Below are 16,038 nucleotides of genomic sequence, written 5' to 3'. Positions count from 1 at the left end.
TATTTTTCTAGGGAGGTATTAAACATGAAAAGGGGAAATTTAAAACGTTGGCTGGCAGTGTCTATGGCCGGAGCCATGGCGTTGACAACGCTGGCAGGCTGCAGCAGCCAGGGCAATAGCAGCAATGCTGCAAAAGGCGAAGAAAGCAGCACAGATCATTCCGATAAGCCCGATACCTGGATTGCAGACCGTACCATTACGGTTCAGGCTTATGTAGATGATATCGGGGATACGCTTCCGGATGATTTTAACAACACGGAAACAATGAAGAAGATTACGGAGCTGACGGGTATCAAACTGGATGTCCGGTATACGCCCGGAGACAGTGACTCAAAAGTACTGGCTTCTCAGCTTGCATCAGGAACCATCCCGGATGTGATTATCAGCTATCTGGATGACTCCACAAGAAAGGAATTCCCACTGCTGTATAAGGCTGCCAAGGATGGCATGTTTGCAGATGTTTCCGATTATATGAAGAACAGTAAGGTGTATTCCAAATATTATGAAGATGGTTACCTTCCGCAGGATACCCATGATAATATTGTGTTCAGAAAAAACCTGGACGGTGTCTATATGTGGCAGATGAATATAGACGAGATTGACCGTTCTCTGGAATATAATGCGGATGAAGAATATGTTGGCGGTATGTACATCCAGTCTGCCATTGCGGATGCTCTTGGTATTGATCCGAGAACAATTAATACACAGGACGACTTTTATAACCTGCTGGTCAAGATTAAAGAAGGCGGCTTTAAGGATGATAACGGCAATGAGGTATATCCATTGGGGCCGAAATACTGGGGTGGTTCTGCAGATCCTCTGAAATTTATCACCGCCGGATATTATTGGGGTGTCAGTGATTATTATAATCTGGATACAGATGGAAAAGTAAAACATATTGCTGAAACAGATTATGCCTATGACCAGATTAACTTTGTGAGAAAGCTGCTTAACGAAGGACTTATGAATCCTGAGTTCTTTACCATGGACTCCACCCGTGCGGAGGAGGTTTCCAGAAATCACAGCTCGGCAATCATGGCAGATGTTCATAACTATGAAGAAATTGTATATGGAAGTGATGACTGGGTACCGCTTGGGCCGTTGAATGATATTCAGGGAGACAACAAGGAAGTGGTACACGGTAAGTCTCACCGTGGATGTATGGCAATCTCTGCAAATGCTGAGAATCCGGAAGAGATATTCAAATTCTTTGACTGGCTGTCTTCAAAGGAAGGGCAGATCATCGCCCAGTATGGCGCTGAAGGAGTATCTTATGACATGGTAGACGGCTATCCCCGGCTAAAGGATGAGGTTATCAAAAAGTTGAATGAAGGTGATACAGATTATCTGATTCATACAGTTGGTTCCGGTCTTGGCGGTTCAGGAAATTATTTTTTTGAATTTGTGCTGACCAATAAAAACAACATTGATAACTTTGGGGAGTCACGTCCCGGTGCCTCCGCAGGTGAGTCCACTTTCGCAAGAAGTGTAAAGATTGCCAAAGATTATCCGGTGGAGAAGAAACTGGTTCCGGGGCTTGACGCCACGGCATACTTATCAGCAGATGAACTGGCGGATGTTAAGATGCAGATGGAGCTTCTGGACTGGAAGGAAACCTTCATACAGGCATGCTTCGCAAAATCAGATGATGAGGTGAAATCCATTGTTGAGTCCTTCCGTGCACAGCTTAAAGCAGCAGGTGTGGAAAGATTTGAAGATCATGTAAAAAAAGTTTACGATGAAAATCCGGAATCTGTAACATTTTATAAATAGGATATGGAGGGGGCTGAGAATGAAAAAATTCGTAAAGACAAACCCAGCGGACCGGGCAATGCAGATACTCATTTATACGATAATCATTGCACTTTGTCTGATTATTCTGCTCCCGTGTTTAAATGTACTGGCTCTTTCTTTTAATGATGGAAAGGACGCCGCCCGGGGCGGTATCTGGTTCTGGCCAAGAGAATTTACATTAAACAATTTTAAAGAGGTATTTAAAGACGGAAGCATCATGAATGCATATGGCATCACTTTAGCGAGAACAGGAATCGGGACTTTTTCAAGTCTGATGGTCACTACGATGGCAGGCTTTGTACTGAAACAGTATGATCTTCCCGGACGTAAGCCCATTACGATCCTGATTACCTTTACCATGTTGTTTGGCGGCGGTATGATTCCGACTTATATCCAGTATAAGAATTTACATTTGCTGAACTCTTTCTGGGTATACGTAATTCCCGGCCTGGTGAGTGTAACCTACCTTATGATGGTGAGAAGCTTTTTTGAGGGGATACCGGACAGTCTGGAAGAGTCGGCAAAGCTTGATGGATGCGGATATTTTCAGATTTACACAAAAATCATGCTCCCTTTAAGTAAACCGGTAATTGCTGTTGTGGGACTTTATACGGCGGTGAATCACTGGAACGATTGGTTTGCCGGAGCATTCTACATGAATGATACAAAGCTATGGCCGGTTCAGACCGTATTGCAGCAGATGCTGACGAAAGCCATGAGTTCTCAGCGTGAAGTTACTTCCGTGGCGCAGGCACTGGCCCATAATACGGCATCCGTAACTTCGGATTCATTAAAAATGGCGGCAGTTGTGGTAACGACAGTACCGATTCTCTGTGTATATCCTTTTATACAAAAATATTTTGCCCAGGGCGCTATGATTGGTGCGGTCAAAGGGTGAGTATCCCAAGGAGAGAGAATGAAGGAAAAGAGATGGGATTTATACGTTTACGGAGATGTAAACATTGATATTGTAATACCTGGTGTGGAAAAGCTCCCGGAACCGGGACAAGAGGATGAGGTTCCGGTCATGGAGACTTTTGTAGGCGGCGGAGGCGCCCTGTTTGCACTGGGGATAGGTAAACTGGGGCTGCATCCGGTGTTCCAGGGGGAAGTGGGAGATGATTTCTATGGAACGTTCATCCGAGAGATATTTCGGGAAAATAATATAGACGATTCCCTTCTCCGAACAAGCAAAACACAAAAGACAGGCATTTCTTTAAGCTTTACAAACGAGAAAGACAGGTCTTTTTTAACCTGTCGCGGAACAAATGAAAGCATCAATATCGATACCGTGGATGTAGAGAAGGTAAATGATGCTTTCCATATTCATGTGACAGGATATGCGGGTTCGGTGAATCACGATTCTTATTTAAGATTCCTCCGGCGAATCAAAGAGGAGACACAGGCTACGGTTTCCTTTGACGTAGGATGGGATTCCACAGGGGAATGGAAACGGGAGATTTATCAGTTGTTTCCATATATTGACGTATTGTTTATGAATGAGACAGAAGCCCGGCATTACGGGCGGAACGATGATGCCAGAGAGGCCGCACTGGATTTTGCGGCGAATTGCGGACTGGCAGTGATTAAAATGGGAAAACAGGGCTCCATTGCCGTAAGAGGGAAGGATATTTATGAGGCAGCCGCTTATACGGTGGAGACAGTAGATACCACCGGAGCTGGAGATTCCTTTAATGCGGGGTTTCTGTATGGATTTTTAAAAGGAAAATCACCAGAGGATTCTCTCCGTTGCGGGAATGGCTGCGGTGCTTTGTCAGTGACCGCGCTTGGAGGAAACACAGGGTTTCCCACAGAGAGCAGGCTTATGGAGTTTATACAGACTTATGAAGAAAGGAGGATGGCAAGATGAAGATTGCAGTGATTGGAGGAGCGGGCGTACGTACTGTTATTTTTATAAATGGCCTTTTAAAACGTTATAAAAATTTGAATATCGATGAAGTTGTTCTCTATGATATCCAGAAGGAAAAGCAGAAAATCATTGAAAAACTCTGTAAGCATGTAGTAAACCGGGAGCAGAAAGATTTGAAGGTATGGGCAGTATCCGATCCGGTGGATGCCATAAAGGGGGCGGACTTTATTGTAACCACCCTTCGTGTGGGAGGAGATTCATCCCGGGCAATCGATGAGACAGTCGCACTGGATCTGGGAGTTATCGGTCAGGAAACCACAGGAGCAGGGGGATTTTCCATGGCTTTGCGAACAATACCGGTGTTGTTGAACTACTGCGAGATGATAAAAAGACACGCACCTGAGGCGTGGATTTTTAATTTTACGAATCCCTCAGGTCTGGTAACTCAGGCGCTGTGCAATGCCGGATATTCCAGGATCATCGGAATCTGTGATGCTCCAAGCAGCACAAAATTCCGCATGGCAAAGGCACTGGGAGTGACGGAAGATGAACTTTATGTGGAATTTTTCGGATTGAATCATCTCTCCTGGATTCGCAGCGTAAAAAAGAAAGGGGAAGAAATCCTGCCAAAGCTTCTGGCTGATGACGGGTTTTTAAAGCATATACAGGAGTTTTCCATTTTTGATCCGGCACTGCTGCGTTCGATTGGATTCCTTCCCAATGAATACCTATATTATTACTACCATAGGGAAAAGGCACTTGAAAATATAAAAAAATCGGGAGCGACCAGAGGAAAGACGATTGAGGCCGTCAATATCAGGATGATGGAGGAGCTGCAAGCCATGGATATGGATGCGGACCCGGAAGGAGCGCTGCAGATTTTCCTTTATTACATGCAGCTCAGGGAAAACTCCTACATGAGCATCGAAACCGGTCTTGAAAAGCGGCCGCTGATTGAAAAGGGACAGCTTGAGGTTCCTGAGGGCATGGGGTATGCCGGTGTTATGCTGGACTGCATCGAGGGAATGCAGAGGGAAGAGGGAAAGTATCTTGTGCTTTCCGTTGAAAATAACGGTAGCATTCCGGGACTTGACGATCAGGACGTGATTGAGACCACCTGTCTGGTATCCAAGAATGGTATTTGTCCGGTTAAGATTGAAGAGGTGCCGGAAGACTGTTATTTGTTGATCCGCCTGATCAAGATGTATGAGAAACTTACGATAGAAGCTGTGAAAACACAGTCAAGAGAAACTGCCATCAGAGCGCTGACGCTGCATCCTCTGGTAAATTCCTATTCATTGGCAAAACAGCTGGTGGATAAATACGATGAGGCGTATGGAGGAATGAAAAATGCCATTTGATTTTCACAATCGGGACAGAATTAAAAATATCATAGAGGAATTGGAAAGCCTTAGATATAGAGACAGAAAAGACTTGGAAGGGTTGTTATTATGGGAGGATCATGGGACAATAGGCAACAGAATTCCCCAAGGAACAGGACAGCCGGTGGAAAACGGATTTTGCTGGAAGGGCTGGGATCGTTATAACTGGCTGACTGCTGACGTAGAAATCCCTCAGGAATGGAAAGATAAAGAGATTCTGGGACTGTTTGATTTCGGTGCCCGGACCGGAACGGGAAACAACGGGGATTTTGAGAGTTTGCTGTACTTAAACGGAACGCCTTATCAGGCAGTGGACGGAAACCACCATGAAGTGTTTTTGGAGCCAGCAGTAAATGGCTATTCCCAGGAGCTGAAATTTCGTCTTTGGTCTGGATTAAGCGGCGGAGGAATTCCGGAGGAAAAGATGATGGAAATCCGCCAGGCGCAGATAGGAATTCTTGATCATCCCACAGATGATCTGTATTATCTGGCAAAGGCAGCACTTGAGACTTATGATTTGCTGCCGGTGGGAAATGAGTATAAAGAATGGATCTTGAATATTCTGGTGAATACTTTTACCAGGATTAACTTTACAGAGTCCGGAAGTGAAGAATTTTATGAGACTGTGAAAATAGCCTGGCAGTTCCTCGACTCAAAGATGGATGGCAGGGGAAAGCCGGACGTGAACGTAAGTCTGATCGGACATACGCACATAGATGTGGCCTGGCTGTGGCGGCTGCGCCATACAAGAGAAAAGGCAGCACGCTCATTTTCTACCGTGAACCGGCTTATGGAGAAGTATCCTGAATATCGGTTTCTTCAGACACAGGCACAGTTATACGAGTATATCAAGGAAGATTATCCCGATATCTATACATATATTCAAACGCGTGTGAAAGAGGGAAGATGGGAACCCTCCGGAGCAATGTGGGTGGAGTGCGACTGCAACTTAGCCTCCGGAGAATCTATCATTCGCCAGATTCTTATTGGTAAAAATTTCTTCAGACAGGAACTCAGCTATGAAAGCGAATACTTATGGCTCCCGGATGTGTTCGGATACTCCTGGGCACTGCCCCAGATATTAAAAAAATCAGGGATAGATACCTTTATGACCACAAAAATAAGCTGGAACGACACCAATCGTCTGCCTTATGATACCTTCCGCTGGAAAGGAATGGACGGAACTGAAGTGACGGCCCATTTTATCACAACAACAGATCCCGGAGAGGACTACTATACCTATAATGGCAATACCAGTCCGGACGCCATAAAGGGTGTGTGGGAGCAGTATAAAAATAAGGATAGCAATAAAGATCTGCTGATTTCCTTTGGATTCGGTGATGGGGGCGGCGGCCCTACCAGAACCCAGATAAAGCAGGCAGAAGCCGCCGGCAAGATTCCCGGTCTGCCCCATGTAAAGATGGAGATGCCTACGGAATATTTCCGCCGTCTAAACCGTACATTGAAAGAAAACCCTATGGCCGGCTATATTCCCGTGTGGGATGGCGAATTGTATCTGGAGTTTCACAGGGGGACCTATACTTCACAGGCCTACAATAAGAAAATGAACCGGAAAATGGAATATCTTCTTCGTGATACAGAGATACTTTCCGTACTGGCCGGGGTAGCTGGGGGAGCACCTTATGATTATAATAATCTTTTAAAAGCGTGGAAAATTGTGCTGTGTCATCAGTTCCACGATATTCTTCCCGGCTCTGCCATTAAAGAAGTGTATGAGGACAGCCATGTGGAATACGGCCGGGCCCTGCAGCTGATAAAGGAAACCATGGAAGCGGTAAATCAGACGCTTTATACACCGGAGGCAGGAAGTTATACGGTGTTCAATAACTCAAACTGGGTGAGAAGCGGGGCAGCCTTTATCCAGATGACCGCTGCAGAGCTTTCTCATTATAAAGGGCATATGGTGATAGATGAATACGGTCAGGAAGTAAAAGCCGTCTGGAAAGAAAACGGTGTGCTTATATGGGTTTTCCAGATACAGCCATTCTCATTTTACGCTTTCCGCTTCGTGTCCCCCAAAGCCCGGTATACCGGTACGGAGCTATCAGACTCTAAGGTAGGAGCATCTCAGATCGAAACGCCATTTTACACGATTTCCTGGAATGAAAAGGGTCAGTTGAACCGTATCTACGATAAAAAAGCGGAGCGGGAGGTTCTTCCTGAAGGGAAATGCGCCAACGTGCTTCAGATTTTTGAAGACAAGCCCAGATGTTTTGACGCCTGGGAACTGGAGCCTACCATTGACTTAAAAAGAGAGACAGTGGAGAACTGCATTGCGGTCAATACCAGAAAACACAGTCTGGGCTGGGAAGTGGAGTTTTCCTGGCTGTATCATAAATCCCAGATCCGGCAGACTATGTGCCTGTATGAAGAAGGACCGCGGATTGATTTTAAAACAATCATAGACTGGCAAGAGCGTCAGAAGTTGTTAAAGACCAGCTTTCCCGTGGATGTACGTGCGGTAGATGCCCGGTTTGATATTCAAAATGGAAATATCCGCAGGCCGATTACCAGGAATACGACCTGGGAAGCTGCTAAGTTTGAGGTGGCAGCACATAAATGGGTGGATATCTGGGAAACCGGCTATGGAATGGCCGTGTTGAATGACTGCAAATACGGCCACGATGTGAAAGAGGATACCATCCGCCTGACTCTTTTAAAATCAGCAGTGGATCCTGATTATACGGCAGACCTTGGAACCCATGAATTTACGTATGCAATTCTGCCTCATGATAAGGAATGGTATGAGGCGGGCATTGAGCAGCAGGCATTTGATTTAAATAATCCGCTGACCGGAAAACCGGGTCAAAACAAATTTGGAAGCGAAAGCTGGATTTCATTTGATCAGGAGAATCTGGTTGTGGATGCGCTGAAACGTGAAGAAAATGGAGAACGCCTCATACTTCGCTTCCATGAGTTTGAGGGCAGAAGATGTGCTGTGAAAGTAAGCAGCAGACTGCCGGTAAAACAATGGTGTGAATGCAATCTGATGGAAGAGGAGACAACGTTTAATCCGGGAGAGATTCAAGTACCGCTGACGCCTTATGAAATAAAGACATTGCTGCTGGAACTGGAATAAAGAAGGAGCCGTGAATATGAGAATTCAAATCACCCGCAGCCCGGCCCCTGAAAGCAGGAACTTACGTCCGGACAAATTATGCACCGGGAAAAGGCGCCGGAGCCAGTGTGGCGGCCTGCTTTCTGGTGAAATTTGTGGATCCGGGAACCCGGTGGATTCATCTGGATATGGCAGGGCCATCTGTGATACGCTCTGATACTGAGGAAGTGAGAGAGGGGGCCGGCGGGGCCGGCATCATTACTATAGTGAAATTTCTGGAAAGGCAGTAAGAAAGGAAACGATAAATGGATTTTGTATTTTATGAAACGATATCAAGGGAAGTGTTGGAGAACTATTTATCCCGCTGTGTAACTGCAGCGGGATTATTCGAAAGCAAAACCCTTACGGATGATCTGCGCGCGATCAAAGAGATGGGCGTAAAATTTCTGGGAAGGGCATCCGGCATTTGGTATATGCCAATGGAGGACGAGGAGCATTTTCGTCTTTCCAGGGAACTGGCGGAAAAAGTCCATGCTGTGGATCCTGAGATTATTCTTCAAGCCAGCGTGTTTGAGTGGATTGTGGAACGGATGGAGGAGATCAGGATACCTGGCTATGTATTTAAAGCCTTTGGGGTAAAGCAAGAAGAGAGAACCTTTCGGATGCAGGAGGCGTTGTTTACGGATGAATCCTCAGGTTATATAAGCCGCAGAGAAGATCCGTCTAAAAATGGAGGTATCCCGGATCTGTCCCGCCGGGAGGCGCAGATGTGGTTTTATTACCGTGCAACCAGATATATTGACAGTGGCTATGAAGCTTTGCATATGGGACAGGTGCATCTATACACAGCTCATGATCCGGGTATGGAAAAGACTGCGCGGCTTTTTGCCATGATACGGGAATATGCCAGAGTGCATGGGAGACGGCACAAGGTGCTTTTAGATGCCCATACCCATGGCGTAAATATCCGTGGAAAGCTGCTGTTTGATTATCATGCAATGCCATTTACCAGAGTTCCGCTTCTGGAAGTACCCGGAGAGAAGCTGGTGCTTGTGAGAGAGGGTTACAGTGAAGGCGGAGAAAATCCCAATGGTTGGTCGGCAGGCACCATGCCTTATTTGATGGAGTATGATAATTGGGGCGGTTTAGCGGTGGAAGACCGGGATTCCTATTCAAGAGAAGAGCTGGCATGGAAGGACTGGTGGGGATATGATCAGATTGCCTGGTTTGCCAATCAGCCAGAAGAGAGCCGAAATCATTTTCTGGAGTATACTTACAAATGGACAGAGATTAATAATCCCAATGCTTACTTTGAACTGCCATTCCGCCGGATGCTGGGAGATGGGGCGGTTACAGGAATAAGAGCTGACAACGGAGAACCAGACCGTCAGAATTTTTATCAGATAAACCGGAAGAGTTCCGATTGCCCCATGGGGTTCAGTCAGGAGGAGACTGCGAAGCGGTTATGGGCCACTGGACATGAATTGAGAAAAAAAGCGGCCAATCCTGAGATGCTTATCCGTTATGGAGCCGGAGAAGTATATGATGAAAAGACCGGAATGAAGCTGCCGGAGAAAATTGTGGTATATGGAAGTTTTCAGTCTCATGTGGGTGCAGTAAAAAATGATTCCAACAGCGAAGTGACCCGGATGTATTACATCGGTGACAACACCTATACACTGTCTGTGGTGATGCCGTTTGCAGGGACTTATGATTATTCGGTAGCGACTTACGGAACGTTGTCAGCTACCTATCAGGAAGATAAATATCCCAGAAGCGGCTCAAGCAATAAGGCACATTTTACCACGGAGAAAGATAATATGGCAGTGCGTTTTAAATATCGGTTTATTACAAATGAAGTTACAGTAGAGAAGTTTGATTGAATTATTATACCAATTTAAGTAGTATGGATCCTTATTCGTATTGTAAAGGAATGTGCAGAAAAATACATCATTTTTTATAAATATCATTGGACTAAGGGTAATACCAATATTGTATGATTAATGAATTTTAGCGAATGGAAGACGATAAAACAGTAGAAGATTTTTTTCGGTTATACGACATGAGATAAAAGGCGATTGTAGATTGACATTCATAAAAATAAGTGCTAAGATAGAGATACATTCAACTATTCGCGAAAGTCTAGTTTAACGAATAGTTAGCGAGAAAAACAATGGAACTGTTAATTACACAATTAATTTTATAACTTAAAGAACTTTATCTCTCATATCCTAGATTACTATTACTCTGATATGCTCTCGCAATACTTACTCTCTTTATACCAAAAGTATGTAAAGTTCTTTAAACACCATTACCTAAGAATCAGACTATATATATTAAGTCTGAAATAGAAAAACTAATTAATGAGGGAAATATAAATGACTGGTCTTTCAAAAATCATTTACAATCCAAATACTTAAAGAAATGAGGCCCAATTATGAGTTCTTCTCTCTCCTACCATCAACAAAAAGATATTGAAAATGTAAAGCACCTGCGCCAATTGGTTAAGGAACTTCCCAATTTCTGCGGAGATTTCTTCAGGGGAATTGAACCTCGCACTTCTTCCCGGACCAGGATCGCTTACGCTTATGATTTAAGGGTATTTTTTGACTTTCTAATTAAGGAAAACCCCGTTATCGGCAAGCTTCAGGTTCAGGACATTACTTTAGACCACCTGGATTCGCTTCGGGTTGTGGACATTGAAGAATACATGGAGTATTTAAAATACCGTTTTAATGATAAAAATCAGGAGGTAACTAACAAAGAGCGGGGAATCATGCGAAAAGTCTCTTCTCTGAAAAGCTTCTATAATTATTATTACCGGAATGAGCGGCTTCAAACAAATCCTGCTTCTCTAGTGCAGCTTCCAAAGCTGCATGAAAAGGATATTATCCGGTTAGATATTGATGAGGTAGCTCTTTTGCTCGATGAAGTAGAAAACGGGGAATCTTTAACTGAGAAGCAAAAAGCCTATCATGCGAAAACCAAGATCCGTGACCTCGCACTATTGACACTCATGCTGGGAACCGGTATCCGGGTATCGGAGTGTGTCGGTCTGGACGTAGATGATATTGATTTAAAAAATGGTGGAATCCGGATTCATAGAAAAGGAGGAAAAGAAGTCACTGTGTACTTTGGTTCCGAAGTTGAGGATGCCCTTCTTGATTATCTTGACGAACGCAGTTTCGTCATTCCTGAGGAAGGCCATGAAAAAGCACTCTTTCTATCCCTTCAAAAGAAACGGATTGCAGTACGCAGCGTCGAAAATCTGGTAAAAAAATATTCCAAACTTGTAACACCTTTAAAAAAGATTACCCCACATAAACTGCGCAGCACCTATGGAACAAGCTTGTATAAAGAAACCGGGGACATCTATCTGGTTGCAGACGTTTTAGGACACTCAGATGTTAACACTACGAAAAAACACTATGCTGCTTTGGAGGATGAACGCCGGCGTAGTGCCAGAAATAAGGTGAAATTGCGGGAAAAAATGTAACTAAAAAATTTTATAAACCCATAAGTATAAGTAAAAAACCAGAAATTGCTGTTTTGTTCAAAAAGACTACGCCGCTGAAAAGCGGCGTTTTAATTTTGCTCAAAATACTTTGCTTTCAGAGTATAAGCTTCCTAGTGTCATTGTCACAAACAGCGAACCGATATTCTTTTATAAAGTTTACCATTTCTAAATATATCATTTAATTTCAGCTAGGGCAAATGCCAAATCTTAACCTGCTTAACGCCCTTTTGAATATTTTACTGGTCATACATCCAAAATATCATATATTCTGTCTCCATTCCTTATTCTACTTGGTATATAATAATCTCCTCTACAATCTGTTTTACATCATCAAGGATAATGGCTTTTAAAACATAAGGAATATGCTTCTTCCTATTTGGTGCTTTACTCCAGAGACTATAGGATTCCTTTTTGTCTTTTGATGAACTTTGAAAGCTTTGGCGAATGGTCTGCGAGCATGTGTCATATGTAAGAAGACATGGCACATGCTCGTAAGGACCTGATATAAATATAATGGGAAGTTGCTATCTATCTCTTTATTTTTTTGTTATAAAAAAAGAAAGCATCTAATATCTAAATTAGAGCTTTCTTTTTTCACCTTTATCATCAGGCTCTTATAATATTTTCATACGAAAAGTGAATGCCGTTATTCCTCTTAGCTTTTGGCCTCTTCTTCACCTTCTACTGCTTCACGTATCTTAGAGCCAACAACTGTTATCATTTTTTGTTCCGGATCAATAGTTGAGGTAAGTCCTTCCGGAAGTTTAATATCACTAAATTTAATACTTTCACCAGCCTCCATATTAGAAACATCAATTACTATTTCATCGGGAATATCCTGAGGTAAGCCCTCCAGTAAAACTGAATCTATGGTACTGTTAATCAACAATCTTTTTGACTCAAGAAGTTCTGCTCCGGAAATTTTTATAGCCACTTCTTGTTTGATTTTTTCCGAAAAAGATACCATTTGAAAATCCAAATGAGAGATTTCGCTTTTAACAGGTTCAATGTGTATTTCTTTTGCCATTACGGTATAACTCTGGCCATCAGGAACAACCAGTTTAAAAATGCCATTCCGGCCAAACTCTTTCATTGATCTTCTAAATACATCTTTCTTAACAGCTATTGAGATTGAATCAACACCTTTACCAGCTATGTTTCCCAGTAAATATCCCTCTCTTTTTAACTGATTATTGTCACCCTTTCTGGTACTTTTTCTTAACTCAACGTTCATAACTCCAGTATTTTCCATAGTTATAAGCCTCCTTGATTTATAATTATATTATGGCAATCATCTAAAATCTTATGATTCAATGATGAAAACCTGTTACCTAAATTTCAATGTGATTTAACATAATAAAATATAAATTGTCAAAAGAAAATATACTTCTCAAAGAAAATGTTTTTCAAATAAGTTATCCTAGAATTAAATTTGAATTTATTTCTTTAATACAAACTTATTTTATTTATTATTTAAAAAATCACATAGATTTTTAAATCACATATAACTAATATTATAGTATAAATCTGACAATTGTCAAGTTTTTGATTTGTATAACAGAAAATTTCCCTGATGAAAAGATTAAAAGAATATAAAGATGCAGTTCGAGAAACCTTTACTGGCCATACATTCAAAACATCATAAATTGCATTAAGTGAAAAAAATATTTTACCTGTCCAGAGATGAAAATGTACTTTATTTTAGCTAATAAGAGGAGTGATCTAACACAGACCGCTCCTCTTCTATTACATAAAATGATGTTTTTTACGACGATATCCTTTACAGTAGGTGCAAGATTCAATACAACGCTTTTGGTAATACAAGCGTCCTATAACGTCCTGCTTTCATGAAGCTGACGAACCGGACCGGCAGAGCCTATCCCTTTTGCGGCGCACGCCCGGTGAGACGGTTTGGCACGCATACCCATGCGCACGCCCGAAGAGTGAAAATGTTGTTAGGCGATGACCATGCCCTGTTATCCAGAAATCGCCATGGGTGGCTATTCCTACGCTTTCTTGAATACCCTAAAAATCAGTCTTACCAATTGATCTTCTTTATTTAAATGGTTTTCACTTATATAAGCTAATAAGATCCTTCACAAATATTTCTTCATTTGTAAATTGAATTTTATTATTGCTTAAAAATCCATCCAATGATTGGATTGTTTTTTCGATAATAGAAATTTTCCATTTTTTTCTTAAATCTTTTTTAAAACTAATATAAATTTCATTTTTTAATGGTTCATATACTATTGAACACAGAGTATCTTCCTGACTAGTTTTACTTAAAACTTCAAAGGCTTCATTTATTCCAAAGCTATGAATATTATCATGAATATATTCATGAGCACAAATATATCTATCAGCACCTATACCATATACTTTATTATAATTTGCTTCCTTAAAATCCCCATTTGGAAAATTAGTCATAATAATAAAATCATTATGACTAGGACTTACTATATTTGTATCATTTCCTTCTTCCAGAATAAATGCATTACCAGTTTTATCAGCGATAATAGTATGTAGCCCTAAATCTGGGAATAATGGATTTCTAGGATACGAGATTACTCTTTTATTAAGAATTTCAAAAAATTCAGATGTTTTTCTTGTTTTCTTTAGCGCCTCATCAAAAATATCAAAAGTAAACCAATCATTTTCGTTACAACTTGATTTAAAACCTGGACTATATTCTACTGCTTGAGTACAGATAAAAAGACCCTCACTATTAAAACCAGCGATATCCCTGTATTTATTATCTAATAAGCCTGAAAAGTAAAATAAGTTCATATCATTATAACTATTGACTTTTAGTTTTAATTCAATATCATCAGCATCGAAATTCATACCATAAATAGCTTTTTTTTGACTGTATACTGCAAAACTTGTACACATTTTGAAATCTCCTTTTAATATATAATTTTGTCATATAATATGCTTAGAGTATTTAGAGAATCATTTAGCTATTTTACCATTGGCCTCACCACTTTCTTAAACTTCCATCCATATGATATCACCAGGCATCTCAATGGTTCAACCTACAACATTTTTCAGAATAAAAAATGCGCCACTTAAGCTTATTTTTGTTAAAGCTATATTGACCGACTTTGTATATGTCACAAAACAGTTACCTCTCCTACTAGTCGTTATAAGTGCCAAGCATTTGGATACTCTGAAGCCTTAAAATTATTTTGTACACCTGCTGACAGAGAAACCCAAAAATATGGATAATAAAGATCTGTCTTTTATTGATACAATGCTCCCATGGTCAGAGCAGCACCAAGAGAAATGTAAAAAACGAAACAATTAATTTTCAACTGCTAAAATGACGGAGTTTTTTATGATAGTATTATGGTCTACCATATAATTCCGGTCACAGATATGGACATGATATTTGCCGTGGCAGGTTGACCATTTGATAAAATGGACTTTATCGCCCCTCCCTCCTCCTTCTTCAGGATCAATTTTTGAACCTTATTCTGCATGAATTATTTTATCCATTTATAAATAAAGTCCATTTTTAATAAAGTGGATAAAACCCTACAGACTACGTGTTTACAATAAAATATCGTGAAATTAATAAAATCTATTTTATTTCACTTATAAAAATGTAACTTAAAATATAGGTAAAAAAATTGTACTTTATTTTAGTTACCATGGGGAGAGATTATTCTTTTCGGTTTTTCCCCTTTGTGTGTATTATAGTGCAGATTCCGGGCATGTTTTGCGGGAAAATACTACCCGCCCCTTGACAGTCTGGATAGGCGTAACGGACGGAAAGGTTTTGTTGTTTCAGATAGGAGAATGTAGTATAATCGTAAAGTAGTGTTTTAATTCCGTGCTTTGCTTTAGGGCGAAAAGTCAAACGAACAGTATTTATAAAATTGCACAGGAGGATAAAAGTGAAATTTTATATAGCGTCAAAACTGGAGAACTATGAACAAGTACAAGACCTTGCTGAATTGTTAAAAAATTTCGGTTGGGAACATACTTATGATTGGACAGTACATGGATCAATCAAAGAAACCAATATGGAAACGCTGAAATCAGTCGGTCAAAAAGAAATCGATGGAGTAAAGAACGCCGATATCGTGATTGTCTTAACTCCTCAGGGCAGAGGAACACATGTAGAATTAGGAATAGCGATTGCGCTAAATAAAATTGTCTATATATATCATGCAGACGATAAATACTTTAAATGCGATGACAATACCTCCGCTTTCTATTGGTTGCAGAATGTCAACCATTTCATTGGGAATATTGAAATGTTGGCAAAAAAATTGCAGATAGATAACCCAGCAGTATAAGCATACTGTGGGGTTATCTATCTGCGCCAAAAGCACACAACAAGGCGGCGAAATAGATAGATTTATTCATTATTATCTTGAACTTCTCA

General features: G+C 41.2%; 11 protein-coding genes. 9 read left to right on the top strand and 2 right to left on the bottom strand.

Features of this window, described 5'->3' with window-relative positions; genetic code table 11:
• Nucleotides 1-24: 24 nt before the first annotated feature.
• From RT269_RS01665 to RT269_RS01630, 8 genes are all read left to right on the top strand, one after another.
• Nucleotides 25-1,773, top strand: coding sequence for an extracellular solute-binding protein (locus RT269_RS01665; RefSeq protein WP_313180266.1), 1,749 nt, complete (start codon nucleotides 25-27; stop codon nucleotides 1,771-1,773).
• A 19-nt stretch (nucleotides 1,774-1,792) separates the two neighbouring features.
• Complete coding sequence (locus tag RT269_RS01660) at nucleotides 1,793-2,692, top strand: carbohydrate ABC transporter permease (protein WP_313180265.1); 900 nt, start codon at nucleotides 1,793-1,795, stop codon at nucleotides 2,690-2,692.
• Between the two features lie 18 nt (nucleotides 2,693-2,710).
• Entirely contained in the window at nucleotides 2,711-3,664 is a 954-nt protein-coding gene (locus RT269_RS01655) for a carbohydrate kinase family protein (RefSeq protein WP_313180264.1), read from the top strand.
• Nucleotides 3,661-5,025: a family 4 glycosyl hydrolase gene (locus RT269_RS01650; RefSeq protein WP_313180263.1), complete on the top strand. Its 1,365-nt coding sequence runs from the start codon at nucleotides 3,661-3,663 to the stop codon at nucleotides 5,023-5,025. The genes RT269_RS01655 and RT269_RS01650 overlap by 4 nt, the downstream gene beginning before the upstream one ends.
• Nucleotides 5,015-8,146 carry an alpha-mannosidase gene (locus RT269_RS01645; RefSeq protein ID WP_313180262.1) on the top strand — a complete coding sequence of 1,044 codons (3,132 nt, stop codon included), beginning with the start codon at nucleotides 5,015-5,017 and terminating at the stop codon, nucleotides 8,144-8,146. The genes RT269_RS01650 and RT269_RS01645 overlap by 11 nt, the downstream gene beginning before the upstream one ends.
• Nucleotides 8,147-8,193: 47 nt before the next feature.
• Nucleotides 8,194-8,415 (top strand): hypothetical protein, encoded by a 222-nt coding sequence (locus tag RT269_RS01640; RefSeq protein WP_313180332.1) that lies wholly within the window; start codon nucleotides 8,194-8,196, stop codon nucleotides 8,413-8,415.
• Between the two features lie 15 nt (nucleotides 8,416-8,430).
• Nucleotides 8,431-10,008 (top strand): pullulanase X25 domain-containing protein, encoded by a 1,578-nt coding sequence (locus RT269_RS01635; RefSeq protein WP_313180261.1) that lies wholly within the window; start codon nucleotides 8,431-8,433, stop codon nucleotides 10,006-10,008.
• A gap of 554 nt (nucleotides 10,009-10,562) precedes the next feature.
• Nucleotides 10,563-11,621, top strand: coding sequence for a tyrosine-type recombinase/integrase (locus RT269_RS01630; RefSeq protein ID WP_313180260.1), 1,059 nt, complete (start codon nucleotides 10,563-10,565; stop codon nucleotides 11,619-11,621).
• 676 nt (nucleotides 11,622-12,297) lie between these two features.
• Here RT269_RS01630 and RT269_RS01625 read toward each other — a convergent pair.
• Both RT269_RS01625 and RT269_RS01620 read right to left on the bottom strand, forming a co-directional pair.
• Nucleotides 12,298-12,894, bottom strand: a complete 597-nt coding sequence (locus RT269_RS01625) for a 50S ribosomal protein L25 (RefSeq protein WP_313180259.1) — start codon at nucleotides 12,892-12,894, stop codon at nucleotides 12,298-12,300.
• 818 nt (nucleotides 12,895-13,712) lie between these two features.
• Entirely contained in the window at nucleotides 13,713-14,537 is an 825-nt protein-coding gene (locus RT269_RS01620; protein WP_313180258.1) for a choloylglycine hydrolase, read from the bottom strand.
• 1,007 nt (nucleotides 14,538-15,544) lie between these two features.
• Between RT269_RS01620 and RT269_RS01615 the strand changes: the two genes are divergently transcribed.
• Entirely contained in the window at nucleotides 15,545-15,949 is a 405-nt protein-coding gene (locus RT269_RS01615; RefSeq protein WP_313180257.1) for a nucleoside 2-deoxyribosyltransferase, read from the top strand.
• Nucleotides 15,950-16,038: the final 89 nt, after the last annotated feature.

The sequence above is a fragment of the Lacrimispora sp. genome (assembly GCF_032078915.1).
Taxonomy (GTDB): Bacteria; Bacillota; Clostridia; order Lachnospirales; family Lachnospiraceae; genus Lacrimispora.
Note: the sequence above shows the minus strand (reverse complement) of the source record. Positions and strands in the feature narration are given on the sequence as shown.

What these genes read in the sequence shown, in the direction of transcription:
- RT269_RS01630 (WP_313180260.1), top strand. Translation starts at nt 10,563, where the DNA reads ATGAGTTCTTCTCTCTCCTACCATCAACAAAAAGATATTGAAAATGTA.
- RT269_RS01620 (WP_313180258.1), bottom strand. Translation starts at nt 14,537, where the DNA reads ATGTGTACAAGTTTTGCAGTATACAGTCAAAAAAAAGCTATTTATGGT.
- RT269_RS01635 (WP_313180261.1), top strand. Translation starts at nt 8,431, where the DNA reads ATGGATTTTGTATTTTATGAAACGATATCAAGGGAAGTGTTGGAGAAC.
- RT269_RS01660 (WP_313180265.1), top strand. Translation starts at nt 1,793, where the DNA reads ATGAAAAAATTCGTAAAGACAAACCCAGCGGACCGGGCAATGCAGATA.
- RT269_RS01650 (WP_313180263.1), top strand. Translation starts at nt 3,661, where the DNA reads ATGAAGATTGCAGTGATTGGAGGAGCGGGCGTACGTACTGTTATTTTT.
- RT269_RS01625 (WP_313180259.1), bottom strand. Translation starts at nt 12,894, where the DNA reads ATGGAAAATACTGGAGTTATGAACGTTGAGTTAAGAAAAAGTACCAGA.
- RT269_RS01645 (WP_313180262.1), top strand. Translation starts at nt 5,015, where the DNA reads ATGCCATTTGATTTTCACAATCGGGACAGAATTAAAAATATCATAGAG.
- RT269_RS01665 (WP_313180266.1), top strand. Translation starts at nt 25, where the DNA reads ATGAAAAGGGGAAATTTAAAACGTTGGCTGGCAGTGTCTATGGCCGGA.
- RT269_RS01655 (WP_313180264.1), top strand. Translation starts at nt 2,711, where the DNA reads ATGAAGGAAAAGAGATGGGATTTATACGTTTACGGAGATGTAAACATT.